Below are 14,780 nucleotides of genomic sequence, written 5' to 3' on the forward strand. Positions count from 1 at the left end.
GGTACGAGGGTTTTCTGACAGTGGGCCGGTTGCCCACTTTTTGTGTTTCAGGGGCGCATTTACGCCGAAAGCTGAAGAAATCGTCCGGCTGCGGCGGGCGGCCGAGCGGGTGGCCGCCAGCTACGGGCTCGAGGTGTTCGACGTGCAGGTGCGGCGCGAGTCGATCGGCACGGTGCTTCGGGTGGTGATCGATCGGCCGGATCCGGGTCGCGTCGAGACGATCGAGGAAAGCGTCGGGATCGAGGACTGTCAGCGCGTCAGCCGCGACCTGAGTGCGCTGCTCGACGTCGAAGACGAGTTCGGCGAGGCGGATCTCGCAGACGAGTACACACTGGAAGTTTCGTCGCCGGGGCTCGATCGACCGCTCCGGCACGAGGCGGACTACCGGCGCTTCGCCGGCCGGCTCGCCAAGATCGTGACCACGGAGCCGGTCGAGCGCCAGAGCGCGTTCGCGGGGCGGATTGCGGCGGTCGAGGGCGGCGCCGTGCTCCTGGACGAGGGACGAAAAACGCATCGGGTGCCGCTCGACAAGATCAAACGGGCGCACCTGGACGTGGAATTTTAGATGCCGGACACCGCAGAGCCGGCGAGAGACCGTGTCGGCCGGACCTTCAGGGCCGGCGAAGAGAACGAAGATGCAGAATCCACTGTTGCAGCAGATCGACGCCATTGCGAAGGAAAAGGGGGTCGAACCGGAGATCATCATCGGCGCGATCCAGGATGCCATCGAGGCGGCCGCGCGTAAGCGCTACAAGAACGAGACGCTGCGGGCCCGTTTCAACGCCGAGACCGGTCAGCTCGAGCTCTGCGCCGTCAAGCGCATTGTCGAAGAAGTGACTGATCCGCCCAACCAGATCTCCCTGGTCGAAGCGCAGCAGCTCTACGGCGACGAGGCCGAAGTGGACATGGAGATCGAATTTCCGCGCCCGACCGAGGACCTCGGCCGCATTGCCGCGCAGACGGCCAAGCAGGTGATCTTCCAGAAGGTGCGCGAAGCGGAGCGCGAGAACGTCTACGCCGAGTACAGCACCCGCGTCGGCGAGGTGGTCAGCGGGGTGGTCAAGCGCTTCGAGAACGGCGACATCATCATGGAGCTCGGCCGCATCGAGGCGCAGCTGCCGCGCAAGGAGCAGTCGCGCGCCGAGAACTATGCGGTCGGCGACCGCGTGCGCGCCGTCATCCGCGGCGTGAACCGCAGCGCCAAGGGTCCGCAAATCGTGCTGTCGCGCACCGATCCGGCGCTGCTCATCAAGCTCTTCGAGCAGGAAGTGCCGGAGATCTACGACGGCACGGTGGTGATCCGCGGCGCCGTACGGGAGTCCGGCGACCGCGCCAAGGTCGCGGTCTACTCACGCGAGCGCGACGTCGACCCGGTCGGCGCCTGCGTCGGCATGAAGGGCACGCGCGTACAGTCGATCATCCGCGAGCTGCGCGGCGAAAAGATCGACATCGTCGAGTGGTCCGACGACGCGGTCCAGTTCGTGACGCAGGCGATCAGCCCGGCCAAGGTCCAGCGCGTGTCGATCGTCAACGACGAAGACCGCGTCATGGAGGTCGTCGTCGAAGACAAGCAGCTGTCGCTGGCGATCGGCAAGAAGGGGCAGAACGTCCGGCTGGCGGCGAAGCTGACCGGCTGGAAGATCGACATCAAGAGCGAAGAAGAAAAGCGCAAGGAAGTGGAAGCGCAGTTCGGCGCGCTTGAAATCGGAGGCGGCCTCGACGCGGCGTCCGCCGAAGCCGGATCCGAGGAGGTAGCGCCCGAGGGCGCGGCGTCGGAGGAAACGGCGGCGGTAGAAACGGCGCCGGAGGAAGCGGCGGCAGAAGCGGCGCCCGAGGAAGCGGCGGCGGATGAGACGCCGGCCGCCGCACAGGAGCCGGCGAAGGCGGAGTGACGATAACTCCCGATTCTCCACGACCGACTCCCACATACGGGAGTTGACTGGAAGTTGGGAATTGGTAGGTGGGAGTTTTCTTTTTGGCAACTGTTCGCATTTATAAGGTCGCGGAGCTCCTCAACCTCTCGAGCCAGGACGTGATGACGCTCCTGAAAAAGGAGCACGGCATCGAGGTGAAGAGCGCATCGAGCACGATCGAAGAGGTCGTGGCGCGGGAGTTCGTCACCAAGCAGGCGCGGCAGCGGGGCCTGAAGGTGCCCTCGAACGCGTCGTATGCCGACACGCCTGGCGCCGCCCGTCCGGCGTTCAAGAAGCCTGGCGGCAAGACAGCGGAACCGCCAAAGGCGGCAGCACCGGTGATGCCGGCGCCACGCCTGGTGAAGACCGCCAAGCCGGCCGCGCCGCCCGCCGAATTCGAGGCCCTGGCGTCGTCCGCGCCCGCAGCAGAGCCCCTCGCGTACGAGGCGGCCGCCGCGCCGACGGCCGAAGTCGTCGCGCCGCCGCCGCCGCCCGTTGCCGCGCCGACACCGGAACCGCCGGCCGCCGCGACAGCCGCGGCCGCGCCGGTTGCCGAACCAGCGCCCGCCGCGCCGGTGGTCGCGCCCACGCCGGTCGAACCGGCGCCAAGCGAAGTGGCGCCGCGGGCCGTCGAAGCGCCAGTTGCAGCGCCTGCGGCCGCCGCGCCGACGCCGGTCGCCGCACGGCCTCCCGTCGCGCCAGCGGGCCGCATCGTGCCGCCGACGCTGCGACTGCGGGTGGAAGATCCCAAGACCGGTGTCGCGCCGCCGGCGCCGCCGCGGCGTCCATTGCTCGTTCGTCCGCCGCAGCCGACCACACCGCCGCCGGCCGCAACCGGCAACCTCTCGAAGGGGACGCCGGGACAACAGCGTCCGGGCGGTCCCGGCGCGCTGCGCCCCGGCGGTCCGCCGCGTCCCGGAGCGTTCCCGCGCCCGCAGGGGCCGATGGGCGGCCCGCGGCCGCTGCCGTCGCAGCCGGTCAGGCCCTCGCAACCGGGCGGACTCCGTCCGCCGGTCCCCGGCTATCGTCCGCCGCCGCCGCGCCCGTCGGCGCCGCGGTCGGGCGGGCCTCGCCGCGATCCGCGGCCGCAGGCGCCGATGATGACCAGCACGCCGCCACCGCCCGTGACGCGTACGATCACGCTGGCCGAGGGGATGACCGTCTCCGACCTCGCAGCGAAGCTCGACGTCAAGGCGAAGGACGTGCTGAAGAAGTTGATGGAAAAGGGTCGCATGATGACCATCAACAGCACGGTCGACAACGACACCGCTTCGGCGATCGCGCGCGAGTTCGGCGCCGACGTCAAGATGCAGTCGTTCGAGGAGGAGCTGCTGCAGGTCGAGGCCGAAGACAGCAAGCCCGAAGATCTGGTCACGCGCGCGCCCGTCGTCACCGTGATGGGCCACGTCGACCACGGCAAGACGACGCTGCTCGACGCGATCCGCGAGACCCGCGTCGCCGAGCGCGAAGCCGGCGGCATTACGCAGCACATCGGCGCCTATGCGGTGAACGTCGGCGACCGGAACGTGGTGTTCCTCGACACGCCGGGTCACGAAGCGTTCACGATGATGCGCGCCCGCGGCGCGCGCGTCACCGACGTCGTCATCCTGGTCGTCGCCGCCGACGACGGCGTCATGCCGCAGACGCGTGAAGCGATCGATCACGCCAAGGCGGCCGGCGTGCCGATCCTCGTCGCCATCAACAAGATCGACAAGGCCAACGCCAATCCCGATCGCGTCAAGAAGGAGCTGTCGGATCTCGGCCTGGTGCCGGAAGACTGGGGCGGCTCCACCGTCACCGTCCAGGTCTCGGCGAAAAAGCGCGAGAACATCCCGGCGCTCCTCGAGATGATCCTGCTGGTCACCGAGTTGAGCGAGCTCAAGGCCAACCCGAAGCGCAACGCGTCGGGCACTGTGCTGGAGGCGAAACTCGACAAGGGACGCGGGCCGGTCGCGACCGTCCTCGTCCAGGACGGGACGCTGCGGGTCGGCGACATGATCATCGCCGGCACCATCGTCGGCAAGATCCGCGCGCTCATCGACGACCGCGGCAAGCCGATCAAGCTGGCGCCGCCGGCGACACCGGTGGAAGTCCTCGGTCTCGGCGGCCTGCCATCGCCGGGTGACACGTTCCAGGCGCTCGAAGACGCGGCCAAGGCGCGGCAGATCGCGCAGTACCGCCAGATGCAGGCGAAGGACAAGGCGCTCGGCGCCAAGGGCGCCCGCCTGACGCTCGAGTCGCTGCAGCAGCAGATTGCCGAAGGCGGCATGAAGGAGCTGCCGATCATCATCAAGGCCGACGTCCAGGGTTCGTCGGAAGTGCTCGCCGACACCCTCACCAAACTGAGCGACGACCGCGTCAAGATGCGGATCATCCACAGCGGCGTCGGCGCGATCAACGAGTCGGACGTGCTGCTCGCCGCCGCCTCCGGCGCCATCGTCATCGGCTTCAACGTGCGGCCCGATCGCAACGCCGCCGACGTCGCCGACCGCGAGAAGGTCGACATCCGCCTCCACTCGGTCATCTACGCCGTCACCGACGAGATGAAGAAGGCGATGACCGGGCTGCTCGAGCCGACGCTGAAGGAAGTGCGGATCGGCGCCGCCCAGGTACGCGAGACCTTCAAGGTGCCGAAGTTCGGCACGATCGCCGGCTGCATGGTCACCGACGGCACCATCAAGCGCTCCGGCGACACCAGCGCACGGCTGCTGCGCGACAATGTGGTCATCTACGAAGGCAAGATCGGTTCGCTGCGCCGTTTCAAGGACGACGTCTCGGAGGTCAAGGCCGGCTTCGAGTGCGGCATCGGCTTCGAGAAGTACAACGACATCAAGACCGGCGACGTCATCGAAGCGTTCGTGGTGGAGCGGGTAGCGGCGACGGCGTAGCCGGCCGACGCCCCGTAACCAACAGCCCGAATCCCATGCTTGACCCATCGCACGCCGGGCTCTCAAGCGTGAAGGATGGGAGTTGGACATTGGTGGTTGGGAATTGACGTGAGCGCCAATCGACCCGATCGGGTCGCAGAAGCCATACGGATCGAGCTGTCGGAGCTGCTCGCCCGGGAGGTCCACGATCCGGGCATCGGGTTCATCACGCTGACCCGCGTCTCGATGACCCCGGATCTGCAGCTGGCGCGCGTTCACTACACGTCGCTGGGAGACGAGAAGGCGCAGCGGGACACCGCCCGAGCGCTCGAGCGCGCCGCCCCCTTCCTCAGGCGGCAGCTCGGCGGGCGGATCCGTCTCCGCCGCGTCCCCGAGCTGACGTTCCACTACGATCGGTCGATCGCACACACCGATCGCGTCGAGCAGATCCTGCGGGACCTCAAGACGGAGGCCCAGTCGCGAAGCGAGGGAGCGACCGGGCCGGAAGAGCAGAGCGGGGCGGGGACACCCGAGTCCGCAGGTGGGTCCGACGGGTCGAAGCCCCCCGGTAAAGAATGAACACTCCGAAGACGGCAATCGCCGAGGCGATTCACGCCCGCACCCGTTTCCTGATCACCTCGCACGCCAAACCCGACGGCGATTCCATCGGCTCGCAGCTGGCGATGGCCTACGCGCTCGAGGTGCTCGGCAAGGACGTCCGGATCGTCAACGCCGATCCGGCGCCCCAGCACTACATGGAATTCCCGGGCCTGGAGCGGATCGAGGTGTCGCGCACCTTCCAGGAACGTTCCGGGCGCCGCGAGGACGAAGCCTTGATCGTCATGGAGTCGAGCGACTTGAATCGCACCGGCGTCGCCGGACTCGAGGGCCGCTTCACGGTCAACATCGATCACCACCAGGGCAACAGGCTCTACGGCGATCTCAACTGGATCGATGAGTCGTCAGCCGCCTGCGGCGAGATGGTGTTCGCGCTGATCGAGGCGCTCGGCGTACCGTTGACCATCGAGATCGCGACCCACGTCTATCTGGCGGTGCTCACCGACACCGGGTCGTTTCACTACGCCAACATCACCCCGACGACCTTCGACATCTGCCGCCGGTGCACCGAGGCCGGGGTCAACCCCGCGGCAATGGCGAGGCGGATCTTCGATCAGAACAGCATCGGCAAGCTGAAGCTGATCGGCGCATTGCTCGCCGCGATGGATCTGCTCGACGGTGGACAGCTCGCGGCGATGTACCTCAACGACGACATCCTCAACGCGACCGGGACCACCTATAACGACACCGAAGGGCTGATCAACCTGCCGCTGACGTCCCGGGAGACCCGCGCGGTGGTGTTCTTCAAGGTGGGCGCCGACGGCGACATCCACGTCAGCATGCGGTCGAAGTACGACGTCGACGTCCGCGAGGTCGCCGCCCGCCACGGCGGCGGCGGGCACAAGAACGCCGCAGGATTCAAGGTGCGAGGCCCATTGAGCGCGATTCGCGCGGGCGTCGTTCAGGAAGTGACGGAGGCCATCGCGCTGGGCGTCCAGCTGAGGCCGTAGGAAACCCGTCGGAGCGTGGACGTGCCCCCGAAACCGGAAGCGGCGGAGTCTGGCGCCTTGCTCGTCGACAAGCCGTCGGGCCCGACCTCTCATGACGTCGTCGCGGTGGTCCGCCGCACGCTCGGCATGTCACGGGTCGGGCATACGGGCACGCTCGATCCGCTGGCGACAGGCCTGCTCGTCATGCTGATCGGCCCGGCCACGCGGCTGGCCCGGTTTCTGGCGGCCGACGAGAAGGAGTACGTGGCCGACATCCGCCTGGGCGTGGCCACGCCCACCTACGACGCCGCGTCGCTGGCTGACGGCGTCCCCGACCCGATCGCCAATCGCCGATTCGCCGAAGACGATGTCATGGCGGTCATGGATCGATTCCGCGGCTCGTACCTCCAAGTGCCGCCCCCCTACTCGGCAAAGAAGGTCGCGGGGGTCGCGGCGTACGAGAAGGCGCGCCGGAATCAACCCGTCGATCTCAAGCCCGTGCGGGTGACGGTACAGGCGCTCGACGTCCTCAGTCCACCGGTCATCGCCAATAAGCCATCGTCGATCGGGCATCGCGACCTTCTCCGCCTGCGGGTCGCCGCCAGTGCCGGGTTCTACGTGCGTTCGCTGGCGCATGAGGTGGGACAGGCGCTCGGTTGCGGTGCGCACCTGGAGCAACTGCGGCGAACGCGCGTTGGCCGGTTCTCGATCGACAACGCCCTGACGCTCGATCGACTGGCGGAGCACGCCTCGGCTGGGCTGATTCCCATGAACGAGCTTCTTGGGGAAATGCCCGCAATTGCTCTAACTGAAACGGGTGTCCGGCGGGTCGTCCATGGCAACCCGGTCGACCTCGAGTCTTCGGCGGGGGGCAACAGGGCCGCTGTCTCCCGGGGAACCGACGCGGTCCCCTGTTTTCTGCGGCTGCTCGACGAAGCTGGCGAGCTGCTGGCCGTGGCCGAAGCGCGGCCCGACGGGCTTTTGCATCCCGTCGTCGTCTTGAGGTAAAATACTGAACTGTCTAGGAATACGGCAACGGCGGCCCGGTGCGGGAGATTTCCTTCCGAGTGTTCTGGGCCGTGCGTGGAGGAACACTATTGTGTTGAGCAAGGACCGCAAGACCGAAGTCATTGTCACCTACGCGACCCACCAAGGCGACACCGGCTCCCCTGAAGTACAAGTAGCGCTCCTCAGCGAGCGCATCAGCTATTTAACCGACCATTTCAAGACCCACGCGAAGGATCATCACTCGCGCCGCGGCCTCCTGAAGCTGGTTGGACAGCGGCGCCGGCTGCTCGATTACCTCAAACGGAAGGATACGGACCGCTACGCGGACCTGATCAAGCGGCTCGGCATTCGCAAGTAACGCAGGCCCGCGGCCTGCCCCACGCGCACTCCCGGAAAAGCTGGCGCAGCTCACAGCAGAAAGACAGATCACATGTACACACGCGACATCTCCGTCGGCGGACGCACGATCTCGATCGAGACCGGCCGCCTCGCCAAACAGGCCGACGGCGCCGTGCTCGTCCGCTCGGGCGACACCGTCGTCCTCGTCACCGCCTGCGCGGCCGCCAACCCCCGCGAAGGCATCGACTTCCTCCCGCTGACCGTCGACTACAAGGAAAACACCTACGCCTCGGGACGCATCCCCGGCGGATTCTTCAAGCGTGAGGGAAAGCCGACCGAGAAGGAAGTTCTCACCAGCCGGCTGATCGACCGCCCCATCCGACCGCTGTTTCCCTCCGGCTGGCGTCACGAGACGCAGATCATCGCGCTGGTGGTGTCGGCCGACGGCGAGAGCGACTCGGATGTGCTGGCCATCACGGGCGCCTCCGCGGCGCTCGCTCTTTCGGGAATTCCCTTCACGCGGACGATTGCCGGCGTTCGCGTTGGCCTTGTCGACGGCCAGTTCGTCATCAACCCGACCTTCGAGCAGCGCCGCAACAGCCGCCTCGACCTCATCGTTGCGGGGACGAGTGACGGCATCGTGATGGTGGAAGCCGGCGCGAAGGAAGTCGGCGAAGAGGAGTTGGTCCAGGCCCTCGATACCGCCCACAAGGCCATCAAGGACCTCGTCGTCGGCATCGAGACGCTCGCCAAGCAGGCCGGCAAGACCAAGAAGACCCTCGCGGTCAAGGAGATCGATCCGGCGTTCAAGAAGGACGTGCACGGCCGGGCCTACGAGAAGCTCGCCGCCGCCATGCGGATCCACGACAAGCTCGAGAACTACGCGACGATCGACAAGGTGCTCGAAGGGCTGGTCGCCAGCTATCCCGAGGACGCGGCAGAGGCGCGCGGCCACGCCAAGTCGGTGTTCAAAGAGCTGAAGGAACAGGTCATGCGCGACGAGGCCCTTGAGCGCGGCAAGCGTCTCGACGGCCGCAAGTTCGACGAGATCCGTCCGATCACGATCGAAGTCGGCGCCCTGCCCCGCACCCACGGCTCGGCGGTCTTCACGCGTGGCGAGACGCAGGCGCTCGTCACCGCCACGCTCGGCACGGCCGACGACCAGCAGAAGATCGAGACGATGGACGGCGAAGTGTGGAAGCGGTTCATGCTCCACTACAACTTCCCGCCCTTCTCGGTGGGTGAGGTCGGACGGTTCACCGGACCCGGACGCCGCGAGATCGGCCACGGCGCGCTCGCCGAGCGCTCGCTCGTCAACATGCTGCCGGCTGAAGACACGTTCCCCTATACCGTCCGCATCGTCTCCGACATCCTCGAGTCGAACGGCTCGTCGTCGATGGCCTCGGTGTGCGGCGGATCGCTCGCGATGATGGACGCCGGCGTACCGCTCAAGGCGGCCGTCGCCGGCGTGGCGATGGGCCTGATCATGGACGAGCAGTCGGGGCGCTACGCGGTGCTGAGCGACATCGCCGGCGCCGAGGATCACTACGGCGACATGGACTTCAAGGTCGCCGGCACCCGCGATGGCATCACCGCCCTGCAGATGGACATCAAGGTCGGCGGCATCACGATGGAAGTGATGCGCAAGGCGCTGCAGCAGGCGAAGGACGGCCGGTTCTTCATCCTCGACAAGATGGAGGCCGCACTGAAGACGCCGCGATCGGACGTGTCGCGGCACGCGCCGCGCATCGTGACGATCAAGATTCCGGTCGACAAGATCCGCGACGTCATCGGCCCGGGGGGCAAGATGATCCGCAGCATCATCGAGCGCACCGGCGTGAAGATCGACGTCGAGGACAACGGCACGGTCAACGTCGCCAGCGCCGACGAAGCGTCGGCCGCCAAGGCGATCGGCATCATTCAGGAGCTGACCGCCACGCCGGAGCTGAACAAGAGCTACATGGGCAAGGTCCAGCGGATCACCGACTTTGGTGCATTCGTCGAGATCATGCCTGGGCTCGACGGGCTGCTCCATGTGTCCGAGATCGCACATCATCGGGTCAAGGACGTCCGCGACGAGATGAAGGAAGGGGATCAGGTGATGGTCAAGGTCATCAATATCGATCCTTCCGGAAAGATCCGGCTCAGCCGGAAGGCACTCCTCCCCGTGCCTGACCGGGACGCCAAGGAACCGGCGCAGAAACAGTAACTTACGGATGGGTCGAAGCCGTTTTCGGCTTCGACCCGTCTAAATGGGTTACAGGGGGTACCATGCGCACACGCCAGTGGATGGCGTTGGGGACGTTCACCGCGTCGGTCCTGCTTCTCGTCTCGATCGCCGCGAAGGGGGTCGATGCCCAGGATCAAGGACAGGTGCGCGAGTTCACCATCGTCGGAGATCAGTACGCGTTCAGCCCGGCCGTGCTCCAAGTGAACCGCAACGACGTCGTGAAGATCACCTTCTCGGCGCGCGACATCCCGCACAGCCTCACGATCGACGGTCCGTATCGCATCTCAAAGCGCGCCGGCGCCGGTCAGACCGTCACATTCGAATTCCGCGCCGACCAGCCCGGGCAATTCCCTTTCTATTGCAACCTCACACAGGACCCCAAGTGCAAAGAAATGAAGGGAAACCTGACCGTCCGCTAGAGCCATAAGCGAAATCGATAGCTTGAATCGATTCTTTTTATTTCCCTAATACCTGTAATCGCCCCACAATCGGGGCCATGGACCTCCGACAGCTGGAAATCGTCCGGGCCATTGCCGAAACCGGATCGTTCACGGCCGCGGGCGCACGACTGCACGTGTCGCAGTCGGCGATCAGCAGGCAGATCCTCCTTCTCGAAGAAGAGTTCCACGAGCGGCTGTTCGTGCGCCTTGGACGCCGCGTGCAGATCACCGCGGCCGGCGAAGCGCTGCTCCAGCTCTCCCACCGCGTCTTCAACGACATCCGCGACACCTCGGCGAGCATCACCGATCGCCAGAAGGTCCTGAGCGGCACCCTCAACATCGTCGGCGGCATGACGGTGTGCCTGTACGTGTTCCCACCGCTGCTGCGCGAATTCCGCAAGCATCATCCGCAGGTCGAGATCAAGGTGGCGACGGGTGGCACGCAGCGGCTGATGCGCCGGGTGCGTAACGGCCAGGCTGATCTGGCGCTGCTGACACTGCCGGTCGACGACCCGGCGTTGACGAGCGTGCCGGTCATCCGCGAAGAGCTGATGCTGGTGATGCCGGCGAATCACCCGCTCGCGAACAAGGATTCGGTCGGCGTCGAGGCGCTGGTCGGGCAGCCGTTCATAATCTTCGAGCAGGGCTCGAACACCCGTCGGACGCTCGACGAGTTCTTTGTCCGCGAGCAGATCAAGCCGAAGATCGTCACCGAGACCGAGAACGTCGAGATCATCAAGTCGATGGTCGCGGCCGGGCTGGGCGTGGCGATCGTCCCGCTGCAATCGGTCGAACGCGAGACGCGCGGCGGCTCGCTCAAGGTCGCGCGCATCCGCGCCCAGCACCTGGTCCGCGAAACGGGCTGGGTCTACCGTTCGAACGAACGCGTCCCGCGGGTGGTGCAGGAGATGATGGCGACGCTGACGCGGATCGCGCCGCAGCTGCAGATCACGATCGACAAGGCGTCATGACCGTCGGCGCGCGAGCGGCCGCGGCCCCGCGATGAGACTGACCGAGCGGGAGATCGACAAGCTCCTCGTCTTCACCGCCGCCGACGTAGCGCGGCGCCGCCGGGCGCGCGGCTTGAAGCTGAATCATCCAGAGGCGATCGCGCTCATCACGGCGGAAGTGCTCGAAGGCATCCGCGACGGCCGCAGCGTCGCGGACCTGATGTCCTACGGCGCGCAGATCCTGACGCGCGACGACGTCATGGAGGGCGTGCCCGAGATGGTCCGGGACATCCAGGTCGAAGGGACATTTCCCGACGGCACCAAGCTGGTGACCGTTCACGATCCCATTCGCTAGGCGGCGATCCGGTGGTTCCAGGCGAGTATCTGATCGGTGACGGCGAGATCGAGCTCAACGCGGGCCGGCCGCCGCTGCGCGTCCGGGTCGAGAACACCGGCGACCGGCCGATCCAGGTCGGTTCGCACACGCACTTCCACGAGGTGAACGCGGCACTGCGCTTCGATCGCGACGCCGCCTACGGACGGCGGCTCGACATCGCGGCCGGCACCTCGCTTCGCTTCGAGCCCGGCGAAGCCCGCGACGTCGTGCTGATTCCACTCGCCGGCCGGCGGGTCGCGCGCGGCATGCGCGGGATCGTGAACGGGCCATTGCGATGAAGATCCGCCGCGACGCCTACGCCAGCCTCTATGGACCGACCGCCGGCGACCGCCTCCGGCTGGCCGACACGAACCTGATCATGCGCGTCGAGCGCGATGCCGCCAGCGTGGCCTACGGCGAAGAGGTCACGTTCGGCGGCGGCAAGGTGATCAGGGACGGACAGGGGCAGTCGCAGACCACACGCGCCGACGGCGCCCCCGATCTGGTCATTACGAACGCCGTCGTGCTCGATCACTGGGGCATCGTCAAGGCCGACGTCGGCGTCCGCGACGGGCGCATCTGCGCGATCGGCAAGGCCGGCAATCCCGACGTCCAGGACGGCATCACGCCGGGGCTGGCGATCGGACCGGGAACCGAGATCATCTCCGGCGAGCACCGTATCCTCACCGCCGGCGGCATCGACGCGCACGTTCATTTCATCAGTCCACAGCAGACGTGGGAGGCGCTCTACAGCGGCATCACCACGATGATCGGCGGCGGCACCGGTCCGGCGGAGGGTACGCGCGCCACCACCTGCTCGCCAGGCGAGTGGAACATCCACCGGATGATCGAGGCGACCGAATCGCTGCCGATGAACGTCGGCTTCCTCGGCAAGGGGAACGCGTCGGATCCGGCGGCGCTCGCCGAGCAGGTGCGTGCCGGCGCGATGGGCCTGAAGCTGCACGAGGACTGGGGAACGACGCCGGCGACAATCGACGCGGCGCTGTCGGTCGCCGACGAGTTCGACGTCCAGGTCGCGATCCACACCGACACGCTGAACGAGTCGGGCTTCGTCGAGGACACGATCGCGGCATTCAAGGGGCGGACCATCCACACCTATCACAGCGAGGGGGCCGGGGGCGGCCACGCGCCAGACATCCTGCGCGTCTGCGCCGAAGCCAACGTCCTGCCGTCGAGCACCAACCCGACGATGCCGTACACCGTCAACACGCTGGACGAGCACCTCGACATGCTGATCGTCTGCCACCACCTGAACTCACAGGTGCCGGAAGACGTGGCGTTCGCGGAGTCGCGGATCAGGCCGGAAACGATGGCGGCGGAAGACATCCTGCACGACATCGGCGCGATCAGCATGATGTCGTCCGACTCGCAGGCGATGGGGCGCGTCGGCGAGGTCATCACCCGCACGTGGCAGACGGCGCACGCGATGAAGGCGGCCCGGGGCAGCCTGCCTGAGGATTCCGCCGACGACGACAACCTGCGCATCCGTCGCTACCTCGCCAAGTACACGATCAATCCGGCGCGCACGCACGGCATCGCGGACTACGTCGGCTCGATTGAAGTCGGCAAGTTCGCCGATCTGGTGCTCTGGAGCCCGGCGTTTTTCGGGGTCAAGCCGGACCTCGTGCTCAAAGGCGGGTTCATCGTCGCGGCGGCGATGGGCGATCCGAATGCGTCGATTCCAACGCCGGAGCCGGTGCGCTACCGCCCGATGTTCGGCGCCTTCGGCCGCGCGCCGGCGTCCACGTCGTGGACGTTCGTGTCGCAGGCATCGCTCGCCGGCCACCGCCTGCCGGCATCGTCCCGGGTCTGCCTTCCGGTCCGGCACACCCGCGGGATTGGCAAGCACGACATGGTGTTGAACGATGCGATGCCGCGGATCGACATCGACCCGGAGCGTTATACCGTCACGATCGACGGGACGCCGGTAACGCCGGCGGCGGCCGCCAGCCTGCCGCTGGCGCAGCGCTACTTCCTCTTCTGATGGCCAACGCCGTACTGATTCAGGAGCTGCCGCCGGGAGCGCCCGACGGTGAGGTCGTCGAAATCGCCATGACGGCCCACGATCGGCGCCGTGTCCGGCGGATCGTCGAAGCGCCGGATGGCACCAGGCTCGCGCTCGAGCTGGCGACCGGGACGGTGCTCGTGCCCGGACAGGTGCTTCACCGCGCCAACGGCCGCGTCTACGTGGTCGGGGCGGCGGCCGAAGACGTCCTGGTCGCGCGTCCGCGTACGCTCGAGGAGGCGGCGCGGGTCGGGCATCTCATCGGCAACCTGCATCGCGATCTCGAGGCGTCCGGCGACGTCGTCGTGGCGCTGGCGGACGCGGCGCTGGCCGACCGCCTGCGTCGAGCCGGCGTCCCCTTTGCGATCGAGCGTCGCACCTTCCAGGGCCGCGCCCCAGGTGAGCATGCGCATTGACGACCTCGCGCTGCTGCGTCTGCTGCAGCTGTTCGACTCGCAGCTGCCAGTCGGCGCCTTCGCGCACTCGGGAGGCATCGAAACCTACGCGTCGCTGGGCGGAGGTCTGGCCGAAGTGCGCGAGGTGCTGCAGGCGCAGATCGCGCTGGGCTGGGGCCGGAGCGAACTCGCAGCGGCCCACCTCGCCTGGCGTGCGGAGGAAGATGGCCGTCCGCTGTTCGAATTGGCGCGCCAGCTGGACGTGATGAAAGTCGTGCCGGCGGTGCGCAGGGCCAGCATCGGCCTGGGGCAACGGACGCTGGAATTGCTGCGGCGCCTCTACCCCGCCGCTGTCGTCGACGTCGACCCGCCGCATCATGCGGTCGTCATCGGGGCGGCCGGATGCCGGCTCGGCATCGGCGTGGAGCCGCTGCTGCTGGCCTACGCGCAGAATCTCGCGATGGGAACGCTGTCGGCCGCGCTGCGGTGCATGCCCGTCGGCCCGGCGCAGGCGCAACGGCTGCTCGCCGAGATGCACGGGGACGTGGCGTCCGCCGTGTCGGCCGCGCTCGAGCAGCCGGAGGCGGCGCTCTTCACGTGCACGCCGGCGCTCGACCTCCGCAGTCACGAGCAGGCGTTTCTGCGCACGCGGCTGTTTCAATCGTGACCGGTGCTGCTCGGCCTGTTCG

At 67.2% G+C, this 14,780-nt stretch carries 15 protein-coding genes; all 15 read left to right on the plus strand.

Features of this window, described 5'->3' with window-relative positions; genetic code table 11:
* The first annotated feature begins 40 nt into the window (after positions 1–40).
* The 15 genes from rimP (at position 41) to VGI12_19410 (ending at position 14,758) form a co-directional block, all read left to right on the plus strand.
* Positions 41–565: a ribosome maturation factor RimP gene (rimP, locus tag VGI12_19340; GenBank protein ID HEY2434836.1), complete on the plus strand. Its 525-nt coding sequence runs from the start codon at positions 41–43 to the stop codon at positions 563–565.
* Between the two features lie 70 nt (positions 566–635).
* Positions 636–1,892, plus strand: a complete 1,257-nt coding sequence (gene nusA / locus VGI12_19345) for a transcription termination factor NusA (protein ID HEY2434837.1) — start codon at positions 636–638, stop codon at positions 1,890–1,892.
* An 83-nt stretch (positions 1,893–1,975) separates the two neighbouring features.
* Positions 1,976–4,801 (plus strand): translation initiation factor IF-2, encoded by a 2,826-nt coding sequence (gene infB / locus VGI12_19350; GenBank protein ID HEY2434838.1) that lies wholly within the window; start codon positions 1,976–1,978, stop codon positions 4,799–4,801.
* A gap of 108 nt (positions 4,802–4,909) precedes the next feature.
* Entirely contained in the window at positions 4,910–5,359 is a 450-nt protein-coding gene (gene rbfA, locus VGI12_19355) for a 30S ribosome-binding factor RbfA (GenBank protein HEY2434839.1), read from the plus strand.
* The gene (locus VGI12_19360) at positions 5,356–6,348 is read left to right on the plus strand and encodes a bifunctional oligoribonuclease/PAP phosphatase NrnA (protein HEY2434840.1); all 993 of its coding nucleotides are present in this window, start codon (positions 5,356–5,358) and stop codon (positions 6,346–6,348) included. Before rbfA ends, VGI12_19360 begins: the two co-directional genes overlap by 4 nt.
* 57 nt (positions 6,349–6,405) lie before the next feature.
* Complete coding sequence (truB, locus tag VGI12_19365; GenBank protein HEY2434841.1) at positions 6,406–7,335, plus strand: tRNA pseudouridine(55) synthase TruB; 930 nt, start codon at positions 6,406–6,408, stop codon at positions 7,333–7,335.
* An 88-nt stretch (positions 7,336–7,423) separates the two neighbouring features.
* Positions 7,424–7,693 (plus strand): 30S ribosomal protein S15, encoded by a 270-nt coding sequence (rpsO, locus tag VGI12_19370; GenBank protein ID HEY2434842.1) that lies wholly within the window; start codon positions 7,424–7,426, stop codon positions 7,691–7,693.
* A 72-nt stretch (positions 7,694–7,765) separates the two neighbouring features.
* Positions 7,766–9,883, plus strand: a complete 2,118-nt coding sequence (gene pnp, locus VGI12_19375; protein HEY2434843.1) for a polyribonucleotide nucleotidyltransferase — start codon at positions 7,766–7,768, stop codon at positions 9,881–9,883.
* Between the two features lie 62 nt (positions 9,884–9,945).
* Positions 9,946–10,323 (plus strand): cupredoxin domain-containing protein, encoded by a 378-nt coding sequence (locus tag VGI12_19380; protein HEY2434844.1) that lies wholly within the window; start codon positions 9,946–9,948, stop codon positions 10,321–10,323.
* Between the two features lie 77 nt (positions 10,324–10,400).
* Positions 10,401–11,315: a LysR family transcriptional regulator gene (locus VGI12_19385; protein ID HEY2434845.1), complete on the plus strand. Its 915-nt coding sequence runs from the start codon at positions 10,401–10,403 to the stop codon at positions 11,313–11,315.
* A gap of 31 nt (positions 11,316–11,346) precedes the next feature.
* On the plus strand, positions 11,347–11,649 hold the full coding sequence (locus VGI12_19390; protein ID HEY2434846.1) for an urease subunit gamma: 303 nt from the start codon (positions 11,347–11,349) through the stop codon (positions 11,647–11,649).
* A gap of 11 nt (positions 11,650–11,660) precedes the next feature.
* Complete coding sequence (locus tag VGI12_19395) at positions 11,661–11,969, plus strand: urease subunit beta (protein ID HEY2434847.1); 309 nt, start codon at positions 11,661–11,663, stop codon at positions 11,967–11,969.
* Entirely contained in the window at positions 11,966–13,675 is a 1,710-nt protein-coding gene (locus VGI12_19400; GenBank protein HEY2434848.1) for an urease subunit alpha, read from the plus strand. The genes VGI12_19395 and VGI12_19400 overlap by 4 nt, the downstream gene beginning before the upstream one ends.
* Complete coding sequence (locus VGI12_19405) at positions 13,675–14,112, plus strand: hypothetical protein (protein ID HEY2434849.1); 438 nt, start codon at positions 13,675–13,677, stop codon at positions 14,110–14,112. The genes VGI12_19400 and VGI12_19405 overlap by 1 nt, the downstream gene beginning before the upstream one ends.
* Positions 14,102–14,758 carry an urease accessory UreF family protein gene (locus VGI12_19410; GenBank protein HEY2434850.1) on the plus strand — a complete coding sequence of 219 codons (657 nt, stop codon included), beginning with the start codon at positions 14,102–14,104 and terminating at the stop codon, positions 14,756–14,758. Before VGI12_19405 ends, VGI12_19410 begins: the two co-directional genes overlap by 11 nt.
* Positions 14,759–14,780 lie beyond the last annotated feature (22 nt).

It is taken from the genome of Vicinamibacterales bacterium (assembly GCA_036496585.1).
GTDB lineage: Bacteria > Acidobacteriota > Vicinamibacteria > Vicinamibacterales > 2-12-FULL-66-21 > JAICSD01.

Coding starts and splice junctions, on each gene's coding strand:
- nusA (HEY2434837.1), top strand. CDS start 636: ATGCAGAATCCACTGTTGCAGCAGATCGACGCCATTGCGAAGGAAAAG.
- VGI12_19360 (HEY2434840.1), top strand. CDS start 5,356: ATGAACACTCCGAAGACGGCAATCGCCGAGGCGATTCACGCCCGCACC.
- pnp (HEY2434843.1), top strand. CDS start 7,766: ATGTACACACGCGACATCTCCGTCGGCGGACGCACGATCTCGATCGAG.
- VGI12_19380 (HEY2434844.1), top strand. CDS start 9,946: ATGCGCACACGCCAGTGGATGGCGTTGGGGACGTTCACCGCGTCGGTC.
- VGI12_19385 (HEY2434845.1), top strand. CDS start 10,401: ATGGACCTCCGACAGCTGGAAATCGTCCGGGCCATTGCCGAAACCGGA.
- VGI12_19390 (HEY2434846.1), top strand. CDS start 11,347: ATGAGACTGACCGAGCGGGAGATCGACAAGCTCCTCGTCTTCACCGCC.
- VGI12_19400 (HEY2434848.1), top strand. CDS start 11,966: ATGAAGATCCGCCGCGACGCCTACGCCAGCCTCTATGGACCGACCGCC.
- VGI12_19405 (HEY2434849.1), top strand. CDS start 13,675: ATGGCCAACGCCGTACTGATTCAGGAGCTGCCGCCGGGAGCGCCCGAC.
- VGI12_19410 (HEY2434850.1), top strand. CDS start 14,102: ATGCGCATTGACGACCTCGCGCTGCTGCGTCTGCTGCAGCTGTTCGAC.